Source organism: Marinobacter sp. V032, from assembly GCF_052645435.1.
The window spans coordinates 21,666-45,191 of the sequence record NZ_JBQXYE010000001.1; the positions used below are offsets into that span (position 1 = coordinate 21,666).

General features: G+C 55.9%; 18 protein-coding genes and 1 tRNA gene. 15 read left to right on the forward strand and 4 right to left on the reverse strand.

Features of this window, described 5'->3' with window-relative positions; genetic code table 11:
• Positions 1 to 21 precede the first annotated feature (21 nt).
• From ACUN9X_RS00115 to pgi, 8 genes are all read left to right on the forward strand, one after another.
• Positions 22 to 198, forward strand: a complete 177-nt coding sequence (locus ACUN9X_RS00115; RefSeq protein ID WP_260036644.1) for a hypothetical protein — start codon at positions 22 to 24, stop codon at positions 196 to 198.
• Positions 188 to 3,145: an ATP-binding protein gene (locus ACUN9X_RS00120; RefSeq protein ID WP_445471817.1), complete on the forward strand. Its 2,958-nt coding sequence runs from the start codon at positions 188 to 190 to the stop codon at positions 3,143 to 3,145. Before ACUN9X_RS00115 ends, ACUN9X_RS00120 begins: the two co-directional genes overlap by 11 nt.
• Positions 3,146 to 3,165: 20 nt before the next feature.
• On the forward strand, positions 3,166 to 4,569 hold the full coding sequence (locus ACUN9X_RS00125; RefSeq protein ID WP_445471818.1) for a sigma-54-dependent transcriptional regulator: 1,404 nt from the start codon (positions 3,166 to 3,168) through the stop codon (positions 4,567 to 4,569).
• A 941-nt stretch (positions 4,570 to 5,510) separates the two neighbouring features.
• Entirely contained in the window at positions 5,511 to 6,863 is a 1,353-nt protein-coding gene (gene pcnB, locus ACUN9X_RS00130) for a polynucleotide adenylyltransferase PcnB (RefSeq protein WP_445471819.1), read from the forward strand.
• Positions 6,864 to 6,869: 6 nt separating this feature from the next.
• Positions 6,870 to 7,394, forward strand: a complete 525-nt coding sequence (folK, locus tag ACUN9X_RS00135) for a 2-amino-4-hydroxy-6-hydroxymethyldihydropteridine diphosphokinase (protein WP_445471820.1) — start codon at positions 6,870 to 6,872, stop codon at positions 7,392 to 7,394.
• A 126-nt stretch (positions 7,395 to 7,520) separates the two neighbouring features.
• Positions 7,521 to 8,315, forward strand: a complete 795-nt coding sequence (gene panB / locus ACUN9X_RS00140) for a 3-methyl-2-oxobutanoate hydroxymethyltransferase (protein ID WP_445471821.1) — start codon at positions 7,521 to 7,523, stop codon at positions 8,313 to 8,315.
• Positions 8,312 to 9,160 (forward strand): pantoate--beta-alanine ligase, encoded by an 849-nt coding sequence (gene panC / locus ACUN9X_RS00145; protein WP_260036649.1) that lies wholly within the window; start codon positions 8,312 to 8,314, stop codon positions 9,158 to 9,160. The genes panB and panC overlap by 4 nt, the downstream gene beginning before the upstream one ends.
• 37 nt (positions 9,161 to 9,197) lie before the next feature.
• On the forward strand, positions 9,198 to 10,856 hold the full coding sequence (gene pgi / locus ACUN9X_RS00150) for a glucose-6-phosphate isomerase (RefSeq protein ID WP_445471822.1): 1,659 nt from the start codon (positions 9,198 to 9,200) through the stop codon (positions 10,854 to 10,856).
• Between the two features lie 18 nt (positions 10,857 to 10,874).
• On the opposite strand, the gene folK (ACUN9X_RS00155) is transcribed toward pgi, so the two are convergent.
• Genes folK (ACUN9X_RS00155) through ACUN9X_RS00165 form a run of 3 tightly spaced genes read right to left on the reverse strand, consistent with a single transcriptional unit; the run spans position 10,875 to position 11,973 of the window.
• Positions 10,875 to 11,453 (reverse strand): 2-amino-4-hydroxy-6-hydroxymethyldihydropteridine diphosphokinase, encoded by a 579-nt coding sequence (folK, locus tag ACUN9X_RS00155; RefSeq protein WP_445471823.1) that lies wholly within the window; start codon positions 11,451 to 11,453, stop codon positions 10,875 to 10,877.
• A complete protein-coding gene (gene folB / locus ACUN9X_RS00160) occupies positions 11,453 to 11,809 on the reverse strand; it encodes a dihydroneopterin aldolase (RefSeq protein ID WP_260036652.1) in 357 nt (118 codons plus the stop codon). The genes folK (ACUN9X_RS00155) and folB overlap by 1 nt, the downstream gene beginning before the upstream one ends.
• Positions 11,806 to 11,973 carry a hypothetical protein gene (locus tag ACUN9X_RS00165; protein ID WP_260036654.1) on the reverse strand — a complete coding sequence of 56 codons (168 nt, stop codon included), beginning with the start codon at positions 11,971 to 11,973 and terminating at the stop codon, positions 11,806 to 11,808. The genes folB and ACUN9X_RS00165 overlap by 4 nt, the downstream gene beginning before the upstream one ends.
• On the opposite strand from ACUN9X_RS00165, the gene plsY reads away from it, so the two are divergent.
• Positions 11,972 to 12,556: a glycerol-3-phosphate 1-O-acyltransferase PlsY gene (gene plsY / locus ACUN9X_RS00170; protein WP_445471824.1), complete on the forward strand. Its 585-nt coding sequence runs from the start codon at positions 11,972 to 11,974 to the stop codon at positions 12,554 to 12,556. The genes ACUN9X_RS00165 and plsY overlap by 2 nt on opposite strands.
• A 21-nt stretch (positions 12,557 to 12,577) precedes the next feature.
• Here the strand turns inward: plsY and tsaD are convergent, their stop codons facing one another.
• Positions 12,578 to 13,633: a tRNA (adenosine(37)-N6)-threonylcarbamoyltransferase complex transferase subunit TsaD gene (tsaD, locus tag ACUN9X_RS00175; RefSeq protein WP_445471825.1), complete on the reverse strand. Its 1,056-nt coding sequence runs from the start codon at positions 13,631 to 13,633 to the stop codon at positions 12,578 to 12,580.
• Positions 13,634 to 14,002: 369 nt separating this feature from the next.
• Here tsaD and rpsU point away from each other — a divergent pair, with 369 nt between their 5' ends.
• The 6 genes from rpsU to ACUN9X_RS00205 all read left to right on the forward strand — a co-directional run bounded on the left by rpsU (position 14,003) and on the right by ACUN9X_RS00205 (position 23,524).
• On the forward strand, positions 14,003 to 14,218 hold the full coding sequence (gene rpsU / locus ACUN9X_RS00180) for a 30S ribosomal protein S21 (protein ID WP_007153483.1): 216 nt from the start codon (positions 14,003 to 14,005) through the stop codon (positions 14,216 to 14,218).
• Between the two features lie 257 nt (positions 14,219 to 14,475).
• Entirely contained in the window at positions 14,476 to 16,206 is a 1,731-nt protein-coding gene (gene dnaG, locus ACUN9X_RS00185; protein WP_260036681.1) for a DNA primase, read from the forward strand.
• Positions 16,207 to 16,410: 204 nt separating this feature from the next.
• On the forward strand, positions 16,411 to 18,246 hold the full coding sequence (gene rpoD, locus ACUN9X_RS00190) for an RNA polymerase sigma factor RpoD (RefSeq protein ID WP_260036683.1): 1,836 nt from the start codon (positions 16,411 to 16,413) through the stop codon (positions 18,244 to 18,246).
• A gap of 70 nt (positions 18,247 to 18,316) precedes the next feature.
• A tRNA-Ile gene (locus ACUN9X_RS00195) sits at positions 18,317 to 18,393 on the forward strand.
• Between the two features lie 507 nt (positions 18,394 to 18,900).
• Positions 18,901 to 20,232 carry an outer membrane protein transport protein gene (locus tag ACUN9X_RS00200; RefSeq protein ID WP_260036685.1) on the forward strand — a complete coding sequence of 444 codons (1,332 nt, stop codon included), beginning with the start codon at positions 18,901 to 18,903 and terminating at the stop codon, positions 20,230 to 20,232.
• A gap of 16 nt (positions 20,233 to 20,248) precedes the next feature.
• A complete protein-coding gene (locus tag ACUN9X_RS00205) occupies positions 20,249 to 23,524 on the forward strand; it encodes an Ig-like domain-containing protein (protein WP_445471826.1) in 3,276 nt (1,091 codons plus the stop codon).
• Positions 23,525 to 23,526: the final 2 nt, after the last annotated feature.

Consider the following 23,526-nt stretch of genomic DNA (forward strand, 5'->3'; position numbering starts at 1 on the left):
ACAGCAGGGAACGATAGTCCGATGTACATCTACCGCCTGGTTTTTCTGCTCGTTCTGGCCGTTTATATTTTCTCGCCCAACATTCTCGACTGGCTGATTCAGCCGGGAACAGCCTGGTACAGCCCTTTTGTTGCCTGGGCGTGTCTGATTGCGGTCGGCTTCTGGCTCGAATGGCGACGGGATCCAAATGAGTTTTAGCCTTACGACGCTGATTCTGGTCAGCTTCGGGTATCTGTTGCTGCTGTTTGGTATCGCTCACATTACCGAGCGCGGCATCATCCCCAAGCGCTGGGTACGCCACCCTGTTGTTTATGTGCTGAGCCTCGGCGTCTACGCCGGCACCTGGGCCGTATACGGCGCGGTCGGTATGGCGGGCGAGTTCGGCTTCGGCTTTATTGCCTATTACATCGGCATCAGTGGCGCCTTCCTGCTCGCGCCGGTATTGCTTAATCCGGTTCTGCGCATCGGACGCGCCTACCAGTTGACGTCGCTGGCTGATCTTTTTGCTTTCCGCTACCGCAGTCAGTGGGCAGGCACGCTGGTTACCCTGCTATCGGCCGCTGCCATCCTCTCGCTGCTCAGCATGCAGATCAAAGCCGTTGCGGATTCTGCCGCCCTGCTTTCGCCCCACACCTCGCCTCGTATGGTCGGCATCCTCTTTAGCGTGGCCATGATCCTGTTTACCGTTTTGTTCGGCGCGCGGCACGAACAAGGCGGCGACAGCCATCAGGGGCTGGTGATCGCCATTGCTTTCGATTCGCTCGTCAAACTGTCGGCGCTGTTGCTACTGGGCGCGGTGCTGCTGTATTCGGTTTTCGGTGGATTCTCCGGCCTGGATCAGTGGCTTGCATCAACCACCTATTCACCCAGCCCGTTTTCCCAACAGCTGAACGACGGCGGTTGGCGTGCCCTTATGCTGATGTCGTTTTCAGCCGTGCTGGTTTTACCCCACATGTACCACATGGTTTTCAGCGAAAACCCGAGCCCCAAGGCGCTCGCCAAAGCAAGCTGGGGTTTGCCGCTCTACCTGTTTCTGCTGAGCCTGCCTGTGCCGATCATCCTGTGGGGCGGCATTGCACTGGAAGCACCCACAACCGCAAGTTTCTATGCCCTCGGCACTACGTTCTCCCTCAATAGCCCGGCACTGACTCTGGTCATGTACATCGCAGGCCTGTCCGCCGCCAGCGGCCTGATGATTGTCAGCACCCTGGCGCTTGCGGGCATGGTGCTGAACCATGTGGTGCTGCCGTTGCGCCCCCCGAGAGAGCAGTCAAACATCTATAGCTGGCTACGCTGGGTCAAACGGCTGCTGGTCGCCATCATCATTTTTGCGTCACTGCTGTTTTATGACTGGGTGGGATCACGCCTGGACTTCTCCACGTTGGGTATTCTCGCACTGTCAGGCGCACTCCAACTCCTGCCCGGCGCACTCGCCGTTATTTACTGGCCGGAAGGCAACCGGAAAGGCCTGATCGCAGGGTTGCTGGCAGGCGCCGGCGTCTGGATTCTCGGGCTGGTTCTGCCTTTTTCATATGCCCCCGACCTGCTGCACCGACTGGGATTGCCGGTCGTCGATCCAAGCAACTCGCACATCTACGTGTTTGCGAGCCTTACGCTCAATGTCGTGGTGTTTGCGCTGGTGTCGCTCCTGTCGCGCACATCAAATGAAGAAAGCAGTGCGGCGCAGGCCTGTTCGCTCGGCGCGCTGTCCAGGCCGCGCCGGCGCGAACTCCTATCCGGGTCATCAGAGGAGTTCAAGCAACAGCTCGCCAAACCGCTGGGCATTGCCGTGGCTCAGCGGGAAATTGACCGTGCCCTGACCCAGCTTCGGTTACCGCCCGTCGAATACCGCCCCTACCAGTTGCGGCGGCTAAGGGACCAAATCGAAGTCAACCTGTCAGGCCTGATGGGGCCTTCTGTAGCCCAGGACATCGTCAAACATCATCTGGGATTCAAACCCCAGGCCGGACGAGGCTCTGGCCAGGATATCCATTACATCGAAAAGGCGCTGGGAGATTACCAGAGCCAGCTGACAGGTCTTGCCGGTGAGCTGGACAATCTGCGTCGGCATTATCGTCAGACCTTGCAAAACCTGCCTATCGCAGCCTGCTCCGTCGGCGACGATGGCGAAATACTGATGTGGAACCACGCAATGGAAAGGATCACCGGCATCGCTGCCGATGATGTTGTGGGCGCGCGCCTGAATGCGCTTCCCGATCAGTGGAACGAGATGCTGGACGACTTCGTCAGCGGCGAAGAGCTTCACCGACACAAGCACCGGCTGGACATGAAAGGCCGGCCGCGCTGGTTCAACCTGCACAAGTCCACCCTCAGTGGCCCGGATCATCCGGAAGGCGGCAACGTCGTGCTGGTGGAGGACCAAACCGAAACCCGGCTACTCGAAGATGAGCTGATGCACAGTGAGCGGCTGGCATCTGTTGGCCGCCTTGCCGCCGGCGTAGCCCATGAAGTCGGCAACCCGGTCACCGGCATTTCGTCACTGGCACAGAATCTCAAGCTTGAAACCGATAATCCGGACATCCTCCAGACAGCCGATCAGATTCAGCAACAGACCCGGCGAATTTCCCGTATCCTCCAGTCATTGATGAATTTCGCGCGCTCCGGCAATCATGCCCAGGCCAACCGATACGAGCCGGCGGTGATCAGGCGCTGCGTGGATGAATCCATTAACCTGGTATCACTCAGCGGGAAGGGGCGCAGCCTCAATTATCAGAACGACTGCCCGGAGGACTTGATGGTGCTGGGCGACGAGCAGCGCCTGGTTCAGGTTTTTGTTAACCTGCTTGCAAATTCACGCGACGCATCACCGGAAGGCAGTACCATCCGCGTGAGTGGAAAGCGGGAAGCTTACTCCGCTATCATCGAAGTGATCGATGAGGGTGATGGCATACCCGCAGACCAACTCGACCATATTTTTGAGCCCTTCTATACGACCAAAGGACCTAACCAGGGCACCGGCCTTGGGCTGGCTCTGGTGTACAGTATCGTGGAAGAGCACTACGGCAACATTCAGGTGGAAAGCCCGGTTTCCGACGCCGGACAAGGCGGCACGTGCATCCGCCTGAAGCTACCTGCCTATGAAATTGAAGACGACGCCCAAGAGCGTTCCGGAATCGTCGACTGAAAGAGGCATTAAACCGAAGCATGCGCCGTATCCTGATCGTAGAAGATGAAGAAATTATCCGCTCCGCGCTACGCAAGCTGCTGATGCACGCGGACTATGATGTGTCAGATGCAGGCTCGGTTGACGAAGCCCGCACCCGATTCAATCTCGACAATTTCGACCTGATCATTTCAGACCTTCGTCTTCCGGGCGCTGCCGGCACCGAATTGATCCGACTGGCTCCCAATACGCCAGTCCTCATCATGACCAGTTACGCCAGCCTTCGATCGGCCGTCGACTCAATGAAACTGGGTGCCGTCGAATACATTGCCAAGCCGTTCGATCACGATGAAATGCTCGCCTCCGTAGAAGAGATCATCCGACGCAGTGACGGCACAACATCCGATGAACCCGCCTCCGGCCTGCCCGGCGAAGACATCGACCAGCATGACGCCGATCCTTCCCGCATCATGTTCGGCGAGTGCAGCGCCATGCAGCGCGTCTTCACCTTGATCCGAAAAGTCGCCCCGACTGATACAACCGTACTGATTCAGGGCGAGTCAGGCACGGGCAAGGAGCTGGCAGCCCGGGCACTGCACCAACTGAGCCCACGGGCTCGACAGCCACTGATCTGCGTTAACTGTGCAGCCATCCCGGAAAGTCTGATTGAATCGGAACTGTTTGGTCATGAAAAAGGCGCCTTCACCGGCGCAGTATCTGCCCGCACAGGGCTGATTGAAGCCGCGGACGGTGGCAGCCTGTTTCTTGATGAAATAGGCGAACTGCCAGCCGAGGCTCAGGCCCGTTTACTGCGGGTATTACAGGAAGGCGAAATTCGCAAAGTCGGCTCAACCCAGAGCCGCCAGGTCAACGTGCGGATGATCGCGGCCACTCACCGCAACCTCAAAGCAATGACGCGCACGGGCGAATTCCGGGAAGACCTTTATTACCGCCTCAACGTCATGCAGGTGCGCATTCCTCCGCTGCGCGAGCGGGATGCCGATATCCTCGGGCTGGCCAGACGCTTCCTGCAGCGGCAAGCCAAACGTATGGAAAAACCCGGCCTCAGCCTGGCGCCAGACGCCATGCGCCTGATCGAGCGGCATCGCTGGCCTGGCAACGTGCGGGAGCTTGAGAACGCCATCGAACGGGCCGTCATCCTCTGCGACGACGACCTGATCACCGCATCCTTGCTGGATCTGGACTCGGAAAGCGACGATTACCCTATCCCGGAAACACTACTTGAAGAGGACAACCCGTCCCCGAGTCAGGATCCTCAGGCCACGAACGACCTCTCACTGGAAGACTACTTCCAGCACTTCGTTCTCGAAAACCAGGACAAGATGAGCGAGACCGAGCTGGCCCAGAAGCTGGGCATTAGCCGCAAGTCGCTGTGGGAGCGCCGGCAACGTCTTGGCATTCCGCGCAAAAAAGCAGGCACCTGATAGCCGCGGCCGGCGCAATGCTGGCCTCCGCCGACCCCCATTCCGAACAACTCCGCAGTACCGCTTCTCTCGCCCGCCATCACCGTGTGCAATTGTCGGTCGGAATATCGCAGCCCCCTCAGCTATTCGAATCCTGGCCATAAACAAATGAATCAACTTTCAACTGTTACCGCACGTTACCTCAGGGAACAGCCTTGGTCTGAAAAGTGAGATCCAAGTAACACTTTCGTATAAAAACAGTCTCTCGGTAAACCCGTATATTTCGTAAATCACTGTTAATAAAGAACTAATAAAAACTGGCACACGCAATGCAATCTTATTGGGGTGAACAACAACAAGAATTGAATGACGCAGCGTCAAAAACAAAAACAAAAAGCTGCAATGCGCTCAGCAACAAAAACAAGAATTGAGCGCGAGCGAACTGAGTGTTTTGGGTGCTGGGCTTTTTAGTGGTACCTGACTGTTGCGAGTTGCACATGTAGATAAGAATCGTCTTCCAGACGCCGCTATATTTGCTCCAATCTCGTGAAAAGTCATTGTCACTCTATGTGGTCAAAGCGTTCCGCTCGCATCATTCGCTCTCAACCTGGAGCCATGCTCTAAAAATTTGAGAGCTTACGTCCCCACTTTCGGGATGTGCCACAACAACAAAAATGCAGATCGTCTACTCTTCTCGGCGGGTTCGTGATTCACGATCCCGCCTTTTGATTTTCTGGGCCAGACGTTTTCTGTCAGGCGAAGAACGGGCCTTCAGCGGATAGCACATCACCCCTGTTCATTTTCCACCTGCCCCTGGTACAGGTATCGCCCGCGCGGTTTGAGTTCTGCGGTTCGCCTTCCCCGCCACAAAACGTTAAACTCCCGTCCTGACTGTGAGCAAAGACGGCTCAATGCCGCACAGACTCACTGGCCACCCGACGCATTCATCAGAACTGGTCTAGATGCTAAAAAAAATCATGTCCTATATGCCCGGGAAGGGCAGAAAAAAACAACAGCCGACTTATCAGCGACAGGTCATCCCCCGGGACCAACATACGGTATCCCGCTCGCTGATCAGTGAACCTGCCAAAAAAGTGCTGAGCCGACTCAACAACGCCGGCTTTGAAGCTTACCTGGTGGGCGGCGGTGTCAGGGACATACTGCTCAACGGCCGCCCGAAAGACTTCGACGTGGCCACCAACGCCACGCCGGAAGAAGTCCGGGACCTGTTCCGAAATTCTCGCATGATCGGGCGGCGGTTCCGCATCGTCCATGTTCTGTTTGGCCGCGAAATTATCGAAGTCACCACCTTTCGCGGCAATGCAACAGAAGCCGAAGACAGCAGCGATGACCAGCGTCGCGCCAGCGAGCACGGCCTGCTGCTGCGCGATAATGTATATGGCAGCATGGAAGAAGACGCCCTGCGCCGAGACTTTACCGTCAACGCGCTCTACTACTCGCTTGAAGATTTCAGCGTTATCGATTTTACCGGTGGCGTAGACGATCTTAACAATCGCCGCCTGACACTGATCGGGGATCCCGAAACACGCTACCGGGAAGACCCTGTGCGAATGCTTCGAGCGGTGAGATTTGCGGCCAAACTCGATTTCAGCATTGCCCCTGACACAGAAGCCCCTATCCAGACGTTGGCGCCATTGCTGACGCACGTGCCCTCAGCGCGCCTGTTTGAAGAAGTCCTGAAACTGTTTTCTGCCGGTTATGGCGCGAAGACTTACGGGCTGCTGACCCAATACGGACTACTGGCGCCGCTGTTCCCTGCCACCGCTGCGGCCATCGCAAACGGCGAACCCGATGACCTGATCCGCCGCGCGCTGGAGAATACGGACAATCGCATCCATCAGGGCAAGTCAGTCACACCTTATTTCCTCTATGCAGCGCTTCTTTGGCCCGCCTTGCAGGCCGAGTGGCAGCGACGTCAGGATAATGGTGAGCCCGCACAACCGGCGCTGCACCAGGCCATCGGCAAGGTAATCGGCCAGCAGGTTCAGGCTACCGCAATCCCCCGTCGTTTCTCAGGCCCGATGAAGGAAATCTGGGAACTGCAGATGCGACTGCCTCGCCGGAATGGCAAACGGGCACTTGTCACGCTCGAACATCCCCGCTTCCGCGCGGCGTACGACTTCCTGCTGGTCAGAGAAGCTGCCGGCGAAACCAACGAAGGACTGGGTGAGTGGTGGACCGACTTCCAGAAAAAAGATGAAAAAGGCCGTGAGCGCATGCTGTCAGAGCTCGCGCCAAGTGGCCCAAAAAACCGGCGGCGCAAGCGCAAAAAGCCGGCAACGCCAAAGGACTGACAGCGCATGCCGGTCGTTGATGTCTACATCGGCCTTGGCAGCAACCTGGCCGACCCGCTACGCCAGCTTGCCGGCGCCATTGCGGCACTGGCTGCGCTTCCGGAAACCTGCCTGATTGCCCAGTCACCCTTTTACGCCAGCAAACCGGTTGGCCCTCAGGATCAACCGGATTTCATCAACGGCGCAACTCACCTCAGAACATCATTGCTGCCGCTTGAACTGCTGGATCAACTCCAGAACATAGAACAACACCACCAGCGCGAGCGCATTCAGCATTGGGGTCCGCGCACGCTGGATCTGGATTTACTGCTATTCGGCATGCAAACGATAAACGAGCCCCGGCTGACCGTCCCCCATCGCGAACTGGCTAATCGGGATTTTGTCTTGCAACCACTGCTCGACCTGGCACCTGAGCTGACACTCCCGAACGGCGACACTGTTGCCGAATTGCGCCAGCGATGCCCTGACAATCAGTTACGCCTGCTTAATCCTGCCCCCTCGAGTCTTGCCACCCCCAGGCCTGAAGATTAACCTTAGGGACTGACTTTTATAGCCGGTCGTTTCTGACCCTTTAGAAAGCCGCTGCCCGGGTCATACCTCAGTAAACGGGCATCAGGCAGCCTCTCAAACAGAACCCACGAAAAAGGCGAGGATCTTATGGCCGTCACTATCAATACCCTTCGGGAACGCAAAGCAAAAGGTGAAGCCTTTTCTGCATTGACTGCGTACGACGCAACCTTCGCCCAACTGGTCAGCGAAGCGGGTGTGGATGTCATTCTAATTGGCGACTCCCTTGGCATGGTCCTGCAGGGCCATGACAGTACGCTTCCCGTTACACTGGAACAAATCAGCTATCACGTCCGCTCCGTCGCCAAGGGCAATCGCGGGGCACTGATCATGGCGGACATGCCATTCATGAGTTATGGCACAGTCACAGCAGCGCTGGACAATGCGGCCGAACTGATGCGCGCCGGTGCCCAGATGGTCAAACTCGAAGGCACCGACTGGATGGCCGAAACGATACGGGCCCTGAGTGACCGCGGCGTGCCGGTTTGCGCACATTTGGGGCTCACGCCCCAGTTTGTGAACAAGTTTGGTGGTTACAAAGTACAGGGCCGCGGTGAAGAACAGGCGGATGAGATGGTCAGGCATGCCCAATTGCTTGAAGAAGCGGGCGCCGACGTCCTGCTGCTGGAGTGCGTACCTTCCGCACTCGCCAAGCGCATCACGGAAGCGGTCAAGGCTCCGGTAATTGGCATTGGTGCCGGCGCGGATACTGACGGCCAGGTGCTGGTCATGCACGACATGCTGGGTGTCACCACTGGTAAAACAGCACGTTTTGTAAAGAACTTCCTCGCAGAATCAGATTCGGTACAAGCCGCCTTCGCCGCCTACGCAAAAGCTGTCAGGGAACGCAGTTTCCCTGCCCAGGAGCACACGTTTAAAGCATGAGAACCGTCCACTCAATACGGGAGCTTCGCTCGCTTCTTAATAGCCACCGCCAAAACGGCCTCAAGATTGCATTGGTACCCACCATGGGTAATTTGCATGAAGGGCACATATCACTGGTCGAGAAAGCCAGGCAACACGGCGATATCGTGGTGACCAGCATTTTCGTGAACCCGATGCAGTTCGGGGCTAACGAAGACCTGAACACCTATCCCCGCACGCTCCGCGAAGACCAGCAAAAACTGGAAGATGCCGGCAATCACATTGTCTTTGCGCCAACCGCCGAAGAACTCTACCCGAACGGCTTGGCACAACAGTCGCAAGTCTCGGTGCCTGTGGTCAGCGAAGGACACTGTGGTGCCAGTCGCCCCGGACATTTTAACGGTGTCTCCACAGTGGTCACCATGCTGTTCAATATCGTGCAGCCTGACTATGCCATCTTTGGCGAGAAAGATGCCCAGCAGTTAGCCGTGATCCGAAAAATGACGAGCGACCTGTTCATGCCGGTTGAAATTGTCGGTGGCCCAACCATCCGCGAAGAGGATGGTCTCGCAAAAAGCTCTCGCAACGGCTACCTCTCGGCGTCAGAACGGCAGGTTGCACCAGCCCTCCATCAAGCCCTGCAAACAGCGGCCAAAGCGCTGGCAACCGGAAGCACCGATTACGCCGGTATTGAGCGGGACGCTATGGAGTCACTATCCCGGGCAGGTTTTCGACCCGATTACTTCAATATCAGCAGCAGCCTGACCCTTAAACCCGCTGCCCCGGACGACAAAGCACTGACGATTCTTGCTGCCGCATTTCTGGGCACCACCCGTCTGATAGATAACGTCACAATTGACCGTTAAATCATCTGCCATTACAGCCAGGGAGAGGCCCCAAAACATGAGCCACAGTTCTCTTACCAGTAAACCGGAATGGAAAAACCTGACAGCCCACCAGCAAGAGCTCAAAAATACGCATATGCGGGACCTGTTCGAACAGGACCCTCAGCGTTTTGACCGCTACTTTCTCAAGGCTGCCGGTATTTCACTGGATTATTCCAAGAATCTGATTGCCGATGACACCATGCCGCGCCTGACTGCGCTGGCACGTGCTTGTGACCTGCCCGATAAAATCGAAGCCATGTTCCGGGGCGACAAGGTCAACAACACCGAAAACCGCCCGGCGCTCCATACGGCACTCCGCAACCTGTCGGACACGCCAATAGAAGTGGACGGCCAGGACATCATGCCGGAAGTCCGCAGCACCCTGGCTCGCATGGAAGAATTTGTCTGGCGTATCCGCAGCACCCAGTGGCGCGGCTTCACCAACAAACCGTTTACAGACGTTGTCAGCATCGGGATAGGCGGCTCCTTCCTCGGCCCCAAACTGGTATCGGCAGCCCTGAAACCCTATTGGCACGGTCACCTGAACTGTCATTACGTTGCCAACATCGATGGCAGTCATATCACCGAAGTACTGCGACACATCAACCCCGAAACCACTCTGTTCCTGATCCAGTCGAAATCTTTCCGCACTCAGGAAACGCTGGAAAACACCAAGGTGGCCCGGGAATGGTTCCTTCACAACGGTGGCGATGAGAACCTGATTTCCAAGCACTTTGTTGCCGTGACAGCCAATGAAGCAGATGCGGTGGAGTTTGGCATAGCGCCTGAAAACATCTTCCCGATGTGGGATTGGGTCGGCGGTCGCTATTCATTGTGGTCCGCCATAGGACTGCCGACCGCACTCACCATTGGCATGGAGAATTTCAGAGCACTACTGTCCGGTGCCCACGCGATGGACCAGCATTTCCGCACCGCGCCTCTGGAGCAGAACCTGCCAGTGACAATGGCCATGCTCGGCGTTTGGTATGGCAATTTCTGGGGTGCCGATGCTCACGCCATTCTGCCTTACGATCACTACCTCCGTGGCTTGCCTGCCCATTTGCAGCAACTGGACATGGAAAGTAATGGCAAGTGTGTGACCCGCGACGGCGTCGCCGTTGATTACGACACTGGCCCCATTATCTGGGGCGGCGCAGGCGCGAACGGCCAGCACGCCTATCACCAGTTATTGCATCAGGGAACGCGCCTGTCACCGGCGGACTTCATTATTCCGATGCGCACTCATAACCCAGTAGCGACCCATCATCCGATCCTGTTCGCCAACTGCCTGAGCCAGACTCAGGCACTGATGCAGGGCAAGAACCTGGAAGAAGCGAAAGCCGAACTCCGGGATCAGGGGCTAGACGCCGCCGCTATCGAGAAACTGGCGCCGCACAAGGTTATTCCCGGCAACAAGCCGTCCAATACCATCCTTTTTGAGCGGTGCACGCCGCGTATTGTGGGAGCTCTGGTGGCGCTATACGAACATAAAACCTTCGTACAGGGTGCAATCTGGGATGTGGATTCGTTCGATCAGTGGGGAGTCGAGCTGGGTAAGCAATTGGGACAGGATATTCTTGACCGATTGATGAAACCGGAAAATGGCGTCAAAACCGACAGCTCAACTGACGGTCTGATCGCCCTGTTCCGGCACAAGCACCAGGACGACGCCTGATGCCTGCAGTCGCGACATTCAGGCGTCAGCAGCGCTGACCTCTGAACTATCATCGGAACTATCGCCTGAACTATTGATGGCGCGGGGTGAGATCACCTCGCCCCGCCAACTGAAGGGCACCACCCACAACTTCTGATCGCGAGTGTACTGGCTCCAGAGTTCAGTATAATTCTGACCATTGACCGGATGCTGATCCACCGGCGCAATCTCGGCCAGCGGACAGAGCACAAAAGCATTGGTCAGAATTTCCGAGCGCGGCAACTCAACACCATCAAAGACGCCCACCCGATCATCGTAGGTCAGAATATCGAGATCCAGCGTTCGGGCACTGAACTTGGGCGCATCATGGTGACGACCGTTCTCCGCCTCCAAAGCTTTGAGGAACCGTGATAGCGTGGACACCGACTCTTCCGTCTGCAGTCCAACTACCAGGTTCAGAAAGTGCTCTCCGTCAAATCCGACCGCTTCACTTTCGTAGACTGACGATACGGTCAGCCTGCCATAATGTTCTGCCAACGCATTCAACGCAGCATGGATATGGCGCTCACGCTCGATGTTACTGCCAATGCTGATATAAACCCTTGCCGCGTTTGACACTATCGTGTCCCTCTCTCTATTCGAACACCCACTGCACGCGCCGTTGGAACAGCGCCGGGTTTGCGTATGACAAGCCGTACCCAGGACGTACCGAACTGCGTCCGGATCAAGCCGGCAATGGCCTCCGCCGCGCACTCCAGTAACTGGGGCTGGTTCTGCTCAAACCAACCGGTGACAGCTGCACTGACGGCAGCATAGTCTAACGCATCTTCCACTGCGTCAGACTGACCGGGAATGCCGATATCCCAGGCCATCTCCAGATCAATCTCAAGTCGCTGCAATATCTCCCGCTCCCAGCCATAAACGCCGATTACGGTTTCCACTGCCAGACCTTCAATAAAAACAGTATCAGTCACACCAACTCCGGTTCTTTAAAACTTGCAGCCGGCAACCCATTCACTTTAACGTAACTGGAACCGACCTCCCGCTGGTCGTAACTGACCCGCTTATCCCGCCAGTCTCCTGACAGCTTTTGGGGAAGCGATTCTCGCATAATCAGACGATGCGCGTCTCTGCCCATGACCGATTCACTTGTATCTGTTTTGTTTAGCCTCGGTGCCTATTTGTCAGGCTCCGTTATGTTTGCGCCGATTGTTTGCCGGCTATGGTCACTTCCCAATCCCCGTGCGCAAGGCTCCGGTAATCCGGGCGCGACCAACGTCTACCGCATTGGTGGCTGGCTCCCGGCAGGTCTTACGCTGTTGCTGGACGCCGCAAAAGGCGCTCTGCCCGTATACGCAGCGGCGGCGTACGGTTTGGGGATTATTCCGCAGGCGTTTATCGGGCTCTGCGCCATCACCGGCCACATGCTACCTGTTTTCGCGCGCTTTCAGGGGGGCAAAGGTGTCGCTACCGCACTTGGGGCAGGTGTTGCGCTGGCACCCGCCACAACACTGATACTTGCCGCTATCTGGGGACTGATCGTCTGGCGTTGGCGCATCTCATCTCTGGCATCTGTGTGCGCAGTATTGGCCGGGCCTGTCATCAGCGCACTTTTGGAGCCGGATGCCTTGCCCCTGTTCGGCCTGCTCGCCTTGCTGATTCTGGTGCGACACAGGGACAATCTGATCCGGCTGGCACAGCATCGCGAACCACCTGTATAACGAGCCGGCCAAACAACCCGGTTAGCGCTTCAACCCGTCCTCACAACGCTCTTCCAGTGATGGCAGCGTATCCATTGGCCAGCGCGGCACCGCGATAATCCGGTCGCCGTCACGCTGCCCTGCTTTCAACCGTTGGCAACCGGCATAGGCGATCATCGCGCCATTGTCAGTGCAGAATTCCGGGCGGGCGTAGAAGACCCCGGCGTTCAGCTTACGCACCATTTTTTCGAGCGCGCCACGCAACCGCTGGTTGGCACTCACACCACCTGCGACCACCAGACGCGAGCAACCACTCGCTTCCAGGGCTCGGCGACATTTGATAGTCAGCGTCTCGACAACAGCCACTTCAAACGCCAATGCAATATCTGCACGGGTCTGATCATTCAGATCACCTTCCGCCCTGGCCGCATTGACGGTGTTCAAGGTGAAGGTTTTCAGACCACTGAAGCTGAAATCCAGCCCGGGACGATCCGTCATTGGCCGAGGGAATCGATAGCGCCCCGGCGTACCCTGACCTGCCAGCCTCGCAATGCGCGGACCGCCGGGATAATCAAGCCCCAGCATTTTGGCGGCCTTATCGAACGCCTCCCCGGCGGCGTCATCGACTGACTCACCCAACAACTCGTACTGACCAATGCCATCAACTCTAACCAATTGGGTGTGACCGCCCGACACCAGCAACGCAACAAACGGAAACGCCGGCGGATTATCTTCCAGCATTGGCGCCAGCAAGTGCCCTTCCATGTGATGAACGCCCAGCACTGGGATATCCAGCGCTAACGCCAGCGCGTGCGCCACTGAACCGCCCACCATCAGCGCACCAATCAGGCCCGGCCCGGCGGTATAGGCAATAGCGTCCAGATCACGCCGACCACAACCCGCCTCAGCCAATACCTGATCGCATAAAGGCAGCAGCTTTCGCACATGATCTCTTGATGCCAGCTCTGGCACTACGCCGCCGTAATCCGCATGCACCTCAATCTGGCTGTATAACGCGTCGGACAAAAGCCCTCGCTCACTATCAAACAGCGCGACTCCTGTCTCATCACACGACGTTTCAATTCCAAGAACCAGCATTCAGGTCGCCTCAACCATCAAAAACATGGCGCCCAGCGCACCTACTGCGCGAGCAATCGAACAAACTCCCGCTATTTTATCAGAGAAGCGCGCACCTCGACGCTACGAATCACCCGCAAATCCTCCCAGGGTGTACCTGGAAAGACAGGCCCCTCTGACTTATCTGATTGCACGCTTTACAACCAGATAGATTAGGCGCTATCATTGCCGCCCTTAAATCTGTGCTGATCGAGTTTTGGCCAATGTCACTTTTGGCGGATGTTACCGGATCAGTCTCAGAACTAACGAATCATCAGGTCACGCGCAAACGTATTATCCGCGCGGGGCTCTGACACTTAATCCGATTTGATAAAGGTAGGTGATTCCCGAATGCCAGCTGTTAAAGTGAAAGAGAACGAGCCATTCGACGTAGCTCTGCGTCGCTTCAAGCGGTCTTGCGAAAAAGCCGGTGTCCTGTCTGAAGTGCGTCGTCGTGAGCACTACGAGAAGCCGACTGCAGTTCGTAAGCGTAAAGCTGCCGCTGCCGTGAAGCGTCATCTCAAGAAGCTTCAGCGTGAGCAGCGCAAGTTCGAGCGCCTGTACTGAGTTTTAGTCAGAGCTGAACTGCGGCTGACTGCCTGACTGCAAAGCCGATTGATACTAGCAGCATCACCGTATCAAGGCGCAGTCCGGGGTAATCGCATACAATGCCGTCGTGGCCTCGCCTCGGCGGCATTTTTGGCTTGTAGCCAGCCTCACGATACTGACTCCGCAGCCTGATACCGGTCGACCTTTTAAACAGGCGAATGCCGGTGCCTGAGCTAATCTCTAGGTGCTGACAACACCGCAACTCCGGAGATGCCATGAGCGGAATGATCCCTCAACGCTTTATTGACGACCTGCTCGATCGCATTGATCTGGCCGAGTTGATAGGCAACAGGGTCACGCTCAAAAAAGCAGGCGGTAGCTACAAGGCCCGCTGCCCGTTTCACGATGAAAAAACGCCGTCGTTTAACGTACGTCCGGACAAAGGCTTCTATCATTGTTTCGGCTGTGGCGCCCATGGTGATGCCATCAGCTTTATCCGGGAGTTTGACCATCTCGGATTTACCGAAGCGGTAGAGGACCTGGCCCGACGCGCCGGCCTCGAAGTCCCTTACGATCAGGCAGCCCGCCAGGAAATCCAGCAGGCGCGCACCCTGACCGACGCACTGGACTTTGCCAACCAGTTCTATCGCAATGCGCTTGCCGAGCCCGGATCGGGCTTCGCCCGTGACTACCTTCAGAAGCGGGGTCTGGATAAGGCGATTATCGAGCTTTACCAGATCGGTTTTGCACCCGCTGACGGCAACGCGCTTCACCTTGCGGCAGAGCCTGCACTGCAAGGCCCGCTAAACGAAACAGGCACCGTCTCCGACCGGTTTGGCCGGCCAAGAGACTTGTTTCGAAACCGGATCATGTTTCCGATCCGCAACACCCGCGGCAGAACCGTTGGCTTTGGCGGCCGCACGCTGGGTGATGACAAGGCGAAGTACATTAATTCGCCCGAGTCAGACGTTTTTCATAAAAGTCGCGAAGTCTACGGTCTCTATGAAGCGCAACAATCGCTTCGACGGCTGGATCGCCTACTGGTGGTCGAAGGCTACATGGACGTTATTGCACTGGCGCAAAACGGCATTCATGAGGCCGTCGCAACTCTTGGCACCGCGACAAACCAGGACAGCCTGCAAGCGCTACTGCGTCACGTCCGCCATATTATTTTCTGTTTTGACGGCGACAATGCCGGTTTCAGGGCAGCTGACAAGGCGATGGAAAACGCCCTTGAATTACTGGCTGACGGCATGCATCTCCAGTTTCTGATGCTGCCGGACGGGGAAGATCCAGACACCCTGATCCGCAAAGAAGGAGCTGAGGCCTTTCGCAAGCGAATTGACGGCGCAGCCCCTCTGTCGAGATTTCTTTTCGATCGACAAAGTGCCGGCCTTGACCTGAATCTTCCGGAGCACCGGGGCGAGCTTCGGGCCCGGGTAGAGCCTTTGCTGAACCGCATGCCCCGCTGCACATTGCGGGACGCCATGTGGCACGAAATGCTGCGGCTGTGCGGGCGCCGTGAGTGGCAGGGACGGCAGGACTGGAAAAAAGGCGACGGCAGACGGGAGCGAATCAACGAAGAACCGGTCGAAGTAAGACTGAATCCCGATAGCAGCCTAAGCCTGGCATTGATCGAAGCGCCTGAACTGGCCAACGAAATACTGGAAGCCGGCATGCGCGACCGCCGGCTTCGACAATCAACAGCACTCGCCCAGTGGATACGGGACGAGCAGCTAAACAAACACGGCGACGTGATCGCCGCTTTGGCCTTTAACCACAAGGCCCGGGAACGCTTCTACCATCTATTTGATGGCATTGAACATGTTCCGACAAGAGAAAACCTTCTCGCAACAGCGCGGGAAATGCTAACACCTAACCAGGAAGCCGTCCGCAAGCAGAAGATTGCGGCCCTGATCAGACGGAAGACGTCAGGCGAGTTTACCGAGGACGATCATCGTGAACTCAAGCGCCTGAGTAGCGGAACCATTCAGGATCAGGGATAGGCAGGAAAACGGGAACTAGCTGCCAGTGCAGCGTTGCGATGTGCCACTGCCCGAAACCCGACAGGTTTTCGGGGCAAACAATGACACTGCCCTTGAAATACGGGCAAATCGCCACCAGTTAGTGGGAACTGGCAGAGTTTTTTGCGACAGCTATAATGGCTGTTTATCTTTTCATCTTTTCTACAGCGAGTCCATAGGGTGTCTATGTCAGGCAATTCGCAGAAGTCACGTTTGAAAGACCTCATCGCACGAGGCAAAGAACAAGGGTACCTGACCTACGCCGAAGTCAACGACCACCTCCCTGAGGATATAGCGGATCCGGATCAGGTGGAAGACATCATCCGGATGATCAACGACATGGGCATTCAGGTGTCCGAAGTTGCCCCTGACGCTGATACCCTGCTGATGACCGATGGCGATACCTCGGCCGATGAAGCCGCTGCAGCAGAAGCAGCTGCAGCCCTGGCCGCGGTCGAAAGCGATGCTGGCCGGACGACGGATCCTGTGCGTATGTACATGCGCGAGATGGGTACCGTTGAACTGCTGACCCGCGAAGGCGAGATTGTCATTGCAAAGCGCATTGAGGAAGGGATTCGCGACGTTATGGCCGCGATTGCCCATTTCCCGGGCACCGCCAGCACGGTTATCGGGGCATACGACCGCATTATCGAAAATGAAGGCCGTATCAGCGATATCGTAACCGGGTTCCTTGATCCTGACGGCGCCGAGCCGTTCATGGGCGAAACGCCTGCTCCGGAAGAAGACACGTCAGATAGCAACGACGACGATGACGACGACGAAGAGGAAGAAACCGAGAGCGGCCCGGATCCTGAAGAGACCCGCCTGCGCTTCGAACTTCTGAGAGAGAAGCTAGCCATTGCCGACGCCGCCCTGGAAGAGCATGGCCGCGACAGCAAGGTCACACAGGATGCCCTGAACGAACTGGGCGAAGTATTTGCCCCGTTCAAACTGGCCAATAAAGCATTTGACGAGTTGGTTCGGGTTATTCGCTCAACCAATGAAGCGGTTCGCGCAAACGAGCGCACTATAATGAACCTCTGCATTCGCGAAAGCCGTATGCCGCGCAAGGACTTCATCAAGTCTTTCCCCGGTAACGAGACCAATATCGAATGGGCGACCAAAATCGCCAAGAGCAAGAAGCCATACGCCGACAAAGTCGCTGAACGACTGGATGAAATCCTCCGTATGCAAAAGCGCATACTGAACATCCAGACTGACGTCGACCTTGTGGTTTCCGATATCAAGGAAATCAACCGCCGCGTCTCTATCGGCGAAGCCAAGGCCCGTCGTGCCAAGAAGGAAATGGTGGAAGCCAACCTGCGCCTGGTTATCTCCATCGCTAAAAAGTACACCAACCGCGGTCTGCAATTCCTCGACCTGATCCAGGAAGGCAACATCGGACTGATGAAGGCGGTCGACAAATTCGAGTACCGCCGTGGTTACAAGTTCTCGACCTACGCCACCTGGTGGATTCGTCAGGCGATTACCCGCTCGATTGCAGACCAGGCACGGACTATCCGTATCCCGGTTCACATGATCGAAACGATCAACAAGCTCAATCGGATTTCCCGCCAGATGCTGCAGGAAATGGGCCGTGAACCGACACCGGAAGAGCTGGGCGAGCGCATGGAAATGCCTGAGGACAAGATCCGCAAGGTACTGAAGATCGCAAAAGAGCCGATCTCCATGGAAACCCCAATCGGTGATGACGAAGATTCACACCTGGGCGATTTCATTGAGGACATTCAGGCCCTTTCACCGGTTGATTCCGCTACAGCGGAAGGCCTTCGCGAAGCAACACGCTCCGTACTGGCCGGACTGACAGCACGCGAGTCCAAGGTACTGCGGATGCGCTTCGGCATCGAAATGAACACCGACCACACCCTTGAGGAAGTCGGCAAGCAGTTCGATGTTACCCGTGAGCGAATTCGTCAGATCGAAGCCAAGGCATTGCGCAAACTGCGTCATCCTTCGCGCTCCGATCACCTGCGTGGCTTTATCGACGATCATAACTCCTGATAACACCTCATCAGGTATAGCGGGCGCCTTACCCTATGGGTATAATGGCGCCCGTTTTTACTTCCTTTTCGGGCCCATAGCTCAGTTGGTTAGAGCAGTCGACTCATAATCGATTGGTCCCTGGTTCAAGTCCAGGTGGGCCCACCATTCTTTTCAGCTTCTCTCCTCCCATAAAAGACTATTTCCGCACACCACCTCCCAAACTGCAGCAATGAATCCAATTTACGCCTCCTGCTGCCCACAGAATCCGTCAAAAACACATTCAAAACGCAACACGCCACATAGATAAAACCACCCGTTTTGAGACGTTCGTCACAGCAAAATCAAGATAAATATTTGGCAATGGAACGGTAATCCGTTAGAGAGGCTCAATCAAAAAACGAAAGAATAATTATTATCTAATTGTTTTTTATAGATTTATTTAGATCCCATTCTCATCTATTTAATTGACATACCGCTTTCGGAACCCACTTCCCGGCCTTTAATGACTAGTTCGACCCGCCAACCTGTCACTCCGGCCAAAACTTCTGCTGCATCTCCGATTTAAGATAGCCGTATAACAATGTACAAATGTTCCGCTTTAAATCGCAGTCGCCCTCACCTGTTCCAGTCCAGACCGCGGGCAGAAAAATAAGCATAAAAAGGAGTATCCAGATGACCACTTCGGCACCAACGTATCGGCGTATTCTCACCTCCGCAGTCAGCCTTGCATTGGCAGGTATGGCCTCCACAGCTTCAGCCAGTATGGGTAACATCGGCACCACCTACGGCATTCTTCCATCGGACATTGCGTCCGCACAGGCCCTGTCGATGTTCAACTCGCAGGTATCGGCCACTTACTATAATCCGGCCTATCTGGCGAAAGATGACCGCGGCGAGCTTACAACCGGTATCTTGCACGCCGAACCCGAGCTTCGCGCCTCATCAGCGAACCGCAATGGCGATATCCTGTCGAACCAACCTAGTCAACACGTGCTGATCGGCATGAAGACAGACCTGTCATCACTCACCCGCTTTGATCACCCGTTCTACCTGGGCTTTATGGCGGGCGTCGAAAAGTACGGCAAGGAAATGCTGGCCTTTGAATCAGAAACCTCAACTGAAGGTCAATTCATGGAATACGGCCGCCAACCGCTGTTCCTGAACCTGGGTGGCGCTACCACCGTCTGGCGCGGTATCGATGTTGGCTTGTCGTTCCGTATCACCCTGCAATCGGAAGCCTCACTGACCACTACCACCGATCTCGCCGGTAACACGCAATACGAAACCCTGACCGTCAATGCTGAACCGTCGCTCCGCTCCATTCTGAGCACCAGCGTTGATATGGGTGAAACTTTCTGCCCCGACTCTTCCTGCTGGCTCGACGGTTTTGAAACAGCCTTCGCTTATCGCAGCAGTTCCAGCACCAGCACCCAGGTTGACGCCAATACCGTTATCCCCGGCCTGATTCCCTCCAGCAACCCGCTGGTTTTCTCGGTTCTCACTTACGACTCCTATCAGCCATCCATCTACAGTCTGGCGATGCAGTACGCGACCGATGACTGGCGCGTGGGTGTGACGCTCGAGCAACAGAACTGGTCCGAGCTCGAAGACCGGTTTGAGACGGACACCATCAAAGATCAGGGCAATGCCCAGTTTGACGATATTGTGATTCCGCGCATTGGTGCCGAGTACCGTTTCGCCGAGCATTTCGGTGTGACTATGGGCTTCGCTTACCAGGAATCCGCCCTGAAAAGCGACAGTACTCAGGACGTGAACTACTTCGACAATGACAAGTACATCATTGGCCTGGGCCTTTCCGCCGAGTATACGAAAACCCGTTATCTGACCTACCCCATACGCTTCGACTTCGGCTACCAGCGCCAGATGCTGCAGGATCGGGATTTCACCCTGGACAACACTCAGCCAGGCAGCACTACCGGTACCACCGTCTCTACCAGCGGCGATGTTGACGTATTCAGCGGCTCAGTCACGCTGAAATTCTGATCGAGAGGTGTCAGCGATGAAACATTACAAGTTATTGGCTCTGGCCCCTGCTGTGCTGCTCGCAGCCTGCGGAGGCGAAGAACAAACGGTTACTCAGCCCACATCACCGGGCTCAGTCGTGTACACCTTCCCGGCGGATGGTCAGGCAAACGTATCGCCGAAAGCTGATCTGGTCCTGCGTTTCTCTGATGCCATCACGGACGACGCCATTGCAAGCAAGGTTCAGGTTGCGCCGAGTGGTGGCGGAGACCCGGTCAGCTTCAGCGTCACCCCGGTCGACAATGGCCTCAGCCTGGTTCTCACACCGTCTGACGAGCTCAAACCCGGTACTGAGTACACTGTCAGCTTCGCCAACAACCTTGGCGCTGCAGGCAACCGCTCGATTGCAACTCCCAATGCGACGGGGCCCGACGGTATCCAGTTCACCACCCGTGGTAGCTTCAGTCAGGTTGCCAAACTGGCCAATCTGAGCGACACATTCGAAGTGATCAACACGCTACCGGACGGGGATTTCTTCCGGTTCATGGATTTCTCCACGATTCGCTTGCAGACCAGCCAACCGATTCATCCGGAATCGGCCATTTATGGTCAAACCGTGTCACTGCTGGACGGTGAGGGTGAACTGGTCCCTGCCGATTTGCTGGTCAAAGGCAACAACCTGACAGTTGATCCATGCACGCTGGACGATCGCGCCCTTTGCGGTAGCGGAGAGGACAAGCTCAACCCGGATGAGACCTACACCCTGAGCATCGCCGGACTGATGAATCAGGAAGGTGATGTCCTCGAGTATGAGAAATCATTCCAGCCCCAGAACACCGGGCCCAACGAAGTTCTCTACCAGAAAGCTGTGGATTCCGGTTTCTCCGAGCAGTCGATCCTGAACGGTCAGTTCGTGAATGTCGTGACGCTGAACTCCGTCCTTCAGGGGAAAGCAGGGCCCTCTCAGCAAACCGGCGCACTCTATGCCGAGCTGGCGTATGCGCCGAACTTCCCCGGCGACACACCGGTGCCGCTGCGGGTCCCCAAAGGCACCGTTCTGGAAAGCACCAGCCTGGATGTACTGGTCAACGGCAGTGTGCCTGTGCTGGACGCCGCTACCGGCGAGCAGCAAAAAACCGGCACCATCAAGGTCACAATGATCTCCGATGCGTCGGGCTACCTCTATCCGAACCCCTACAGCGATGCAGACGATGCACCACGCCACGTGCGTTTGTGGATGGATGTATCGATGAATACAGAAGAGGCTCAGCCCAACGCATCTCTGTCACAGGACCTGCTAAGGGTTGAGCTAAGCGGTATTGCACTTGTCCGCGACGGCAAGCTGGTTATCGATGCCATTGGCATGGTTGAACCGAACCTGTTGGGTCAGGAATATACCGATTCGACCATCGCGTTCAGACTGTCAGCGGATACCGGTGCGCAGGACACCGCTCCCGAGCGCCCAATCGACCGCACGGCTCCCAAGCTGGTCAGCTGGATGCCCGGCCCCGTGGATGCCATTCCCGCCACGCGCCAGGACATGCAGCGCCCGGGCGACCCACTCGTTCTGAATTTTGACGAACCGCTTGATCCTGAAACCGTCGCCAGCGGCCTAACCCTGATTGGTGACGGTTCAGAAGTGCCAGACCTGCGCACCAAAGTTGACGGCACCACAGTAGCCATCAACCCCAAAGGCGGCCTGAAGCACGGTGTTGATTACACGCTTAATATTGCCAATTCACTGACGGATATAGCGGGTAACGGGGCGACTTCACAGGACCTGAAGTTTGCGCTGCCTCCAATCGACAACGGTTCTGTGACCCAACGCCCACCCCTGGCATTGACCACTTATCCTGGCTATCCGTGCGAAACCAATTTTGACGATCTCGATCTAAACGCCGGCATTCTTGGTCAATGTTTTGATGCTAGCGGTGATGCATACTCCGGCGGCAGAGATGCAACAATAGACACCTTGCCGGTCAGCAAAATGCCAGCTGACAGGCCCATCACCGTCGTATTTTCCCAGTCAATGGATCCTGACTCTATCCGCTTGGGAGAAACCTTTATCGTCGAAAAGGTATCAGCTGATTCAAACGGCAAGCCTGCCGGGACAGCCGAAGTCGTATCGGGGCGCCTGGAGAAAAACAACCAACGCATCCGCTTCTACCCGGATAAGCCGTGGTCGACCGGCGACTTTTACCGATACACAATGAAATCTCGGCAGGATCCCAATCCAAACACCTGTAAACAGGGTTCCCCTGACTCAGTATGTGGTGTGAATGGGCTCGCTTTAAAGACCGACCTGCTGGAAGGCTTGGATGACGGCGGTGGTGATAATGGTTCCGACGATCTCGTTATCTATTTTGCGGGTGAAGAGGCTAAAAACACCGTTTTTACTCCCTTGCGCAACCTTCCTATCCGCGATACCAACTCAAACTTTATTGTTGACTGCAATACAACGATAAACTCTCACGGCGGTTATGTTGTTGATAATATGGACCCAAATTGCCTGGAGCCATTTTCCCATGCCGGCAGTGACAGCGAAGGCTGGGCCCCTTCAGCTAATTCCACAAAACTAGGTGTTATCGGCGGTACAGCACAAGCAAGCCCGCTTGCCGGCGGAGAAATCCCTGCTCAGGTTGGATGCGAGGCTGGCGAAGGCACCACATGCCCCAGAGCAAAATTCATCTATCAAACCTATGGTCTCAACACTGAAGTTAAAGGCCCGGGGACTTACGACCCCACACCCGGCCAGCCTGGAGACGAGGTAGAAGGTGTTTTGATAGATCTCTATCCAACCCTGCTTACAACCTCTTCAATCAGCGTATTCACGAGGATTAAACTGATATCACTGATCCCCTTGCAACAAGAAACCGTGACCAACACACAGGTTCTGAGGATGAGGTATGCCAAGGACGATCCGACATGCATTGGTGAGAGTTGTGCCAGAAACTCCTTAATCCCCGGAGTTATCACTGAAGGCGAAGATGGCCAGCCTGTCTTCATCACTCGCGCCGAACTGCTATTAGATGCGCCGGAGATGGTTATTCCGCTCGGAGGGACGCATGATCTTTATGGCCGCCCCTTCACTCTTGAACTAAAAGGAGACATCACCTTTTTCGATGATGGCAGAATGCAAATCGAGCAGCGCAACACCAACGTGGTCGGTAACAGTGATGAACTAATGGTCACGGCAAACACTGCGGGCATCGAAGACATTGGTCTTGTAACAATTGAACTGCCTTTACAAATACCAAGCGGTGGTGCGTATCTCAACTTCATCTCCAACCCAATCAAGGAGATCACCGAGTAACT

What these genes read in the sequence shown, in the direction of transcription:
- pgi (WP_445471822.1), top strand. Translation starts at nt 9,198, where the DNA reads ATGAGCCACAGTTCTCTTACCAGTAAACCGGAATGGAAAAACCTGACA.
- ACUN9X_RS00115 (WP_260036644.1), top strand. Translation starts at nt 22, where the DNA reads ATGTACATCTACCGCCTGGTTTTTCTGCTCGTTCTGGCCGTTTATATT.
- ACUN9X_RS00120 (WP_445471817.1), top strand. Translation starts at nt 188, where the DNA reads ATGAGTTTTAGCCTTACGACGCTGATTCTGGTCAGCTTCGGGTATCTG.
- rpsU (WP_007153483.1), top strand. Translation starts at nt 14,003, where the DNA reads ATGCCAGCTGTTAAAGTGAAAGAGAACGAGCCATTCGACGTAGCTCTG.
- dnaG (WP_260036681.1), top strand. Translation starts at nt 14,476, where the DNA reads ATGAGCGGAATGATCCCTCAACGCTTTATTGACGACCTGCTCGATCGC.
- ACUN9X_RS00125 (WP_445471818.1), top strand. Translation starts at nt 3,166, where the DNA reads ATGCGCCGTATCCTGATCGTAGAAGATGAAGAAATTATCCGCTCCGCG.
- plsY (WP_445471824.1), top strand. Translation starts at nt 11,972, where the DNA reads ATGACCGATTCACTTGTATCTGTTTTGTTTAGCCTCGGTGCCTATTTG.
- ACUN9X_RS00205 (WP_445471826.1), top strand. Translation starts at nt 20,249, where the DNA reads ATGAAACATTACAAGTTATTGGCTCTGGCCCCTGCTGTGCTGCTCGCA.
- ACUN9X_RS00200 (WP_260036685.1), top strand. Translation starts at nt 18,901, where the DNA reads ATGACCACTTCGGCACCAACGTATCGGCGTATTCTCACCTCCGCAGTC.
- ACUN9X_RS00165 (WP_260036654.1), bottom strand. Translation starts at nt 11,973, where the DNA reads ATGGGCAGAGACGCGCATCGTCTGATTATGCGAGAATCGCTTCCCCAA.
- panC (WP_260036649.1), top strand. Translation starts at nt 8,312, where the DNA reads ATGAGAACCGTCCACTCAATACGGGAGCTTCGCTCGCTTCTTAATAGC.
- folK (WP_445471820.1), top strand. Translation starts at nt 6,870, where the DNA reads ATGCCGGTCGTTGATGTCTACATCGGCCTTGGCAGCAACCTGGCCGAC.
- pcnB (WP_445471819.1), top strand. Translation starts at nt 5,511, where the DNA reads ATGCTAAAAAAAATCATGTCCTATATGCCCGGGAAGGGCAGAAAAAAA.
- tsaD (WP_445471825.1), bottom strand. Translation starts at nt 13,633, where the DNA reads ATGCTGGTTCTTGGAATTGAAACGTCGTGTGATGAGACAGGAGTCGCG.
- panB (WP_445471821.1), top strand. Translation starts at nt 7,521, where the DNA reads ATGGCCGTCACTATCAATACCCTTCGGGAACGCAAAGCAAAAGGTGAA.
- rpoD (WP_260036683.1), top strand. Translation starts at nt 16,411, where the DNA reads ATGTCAGGCAATTCGCAGAAGTCACGTTTGAAAGACCTCATCGCACGA.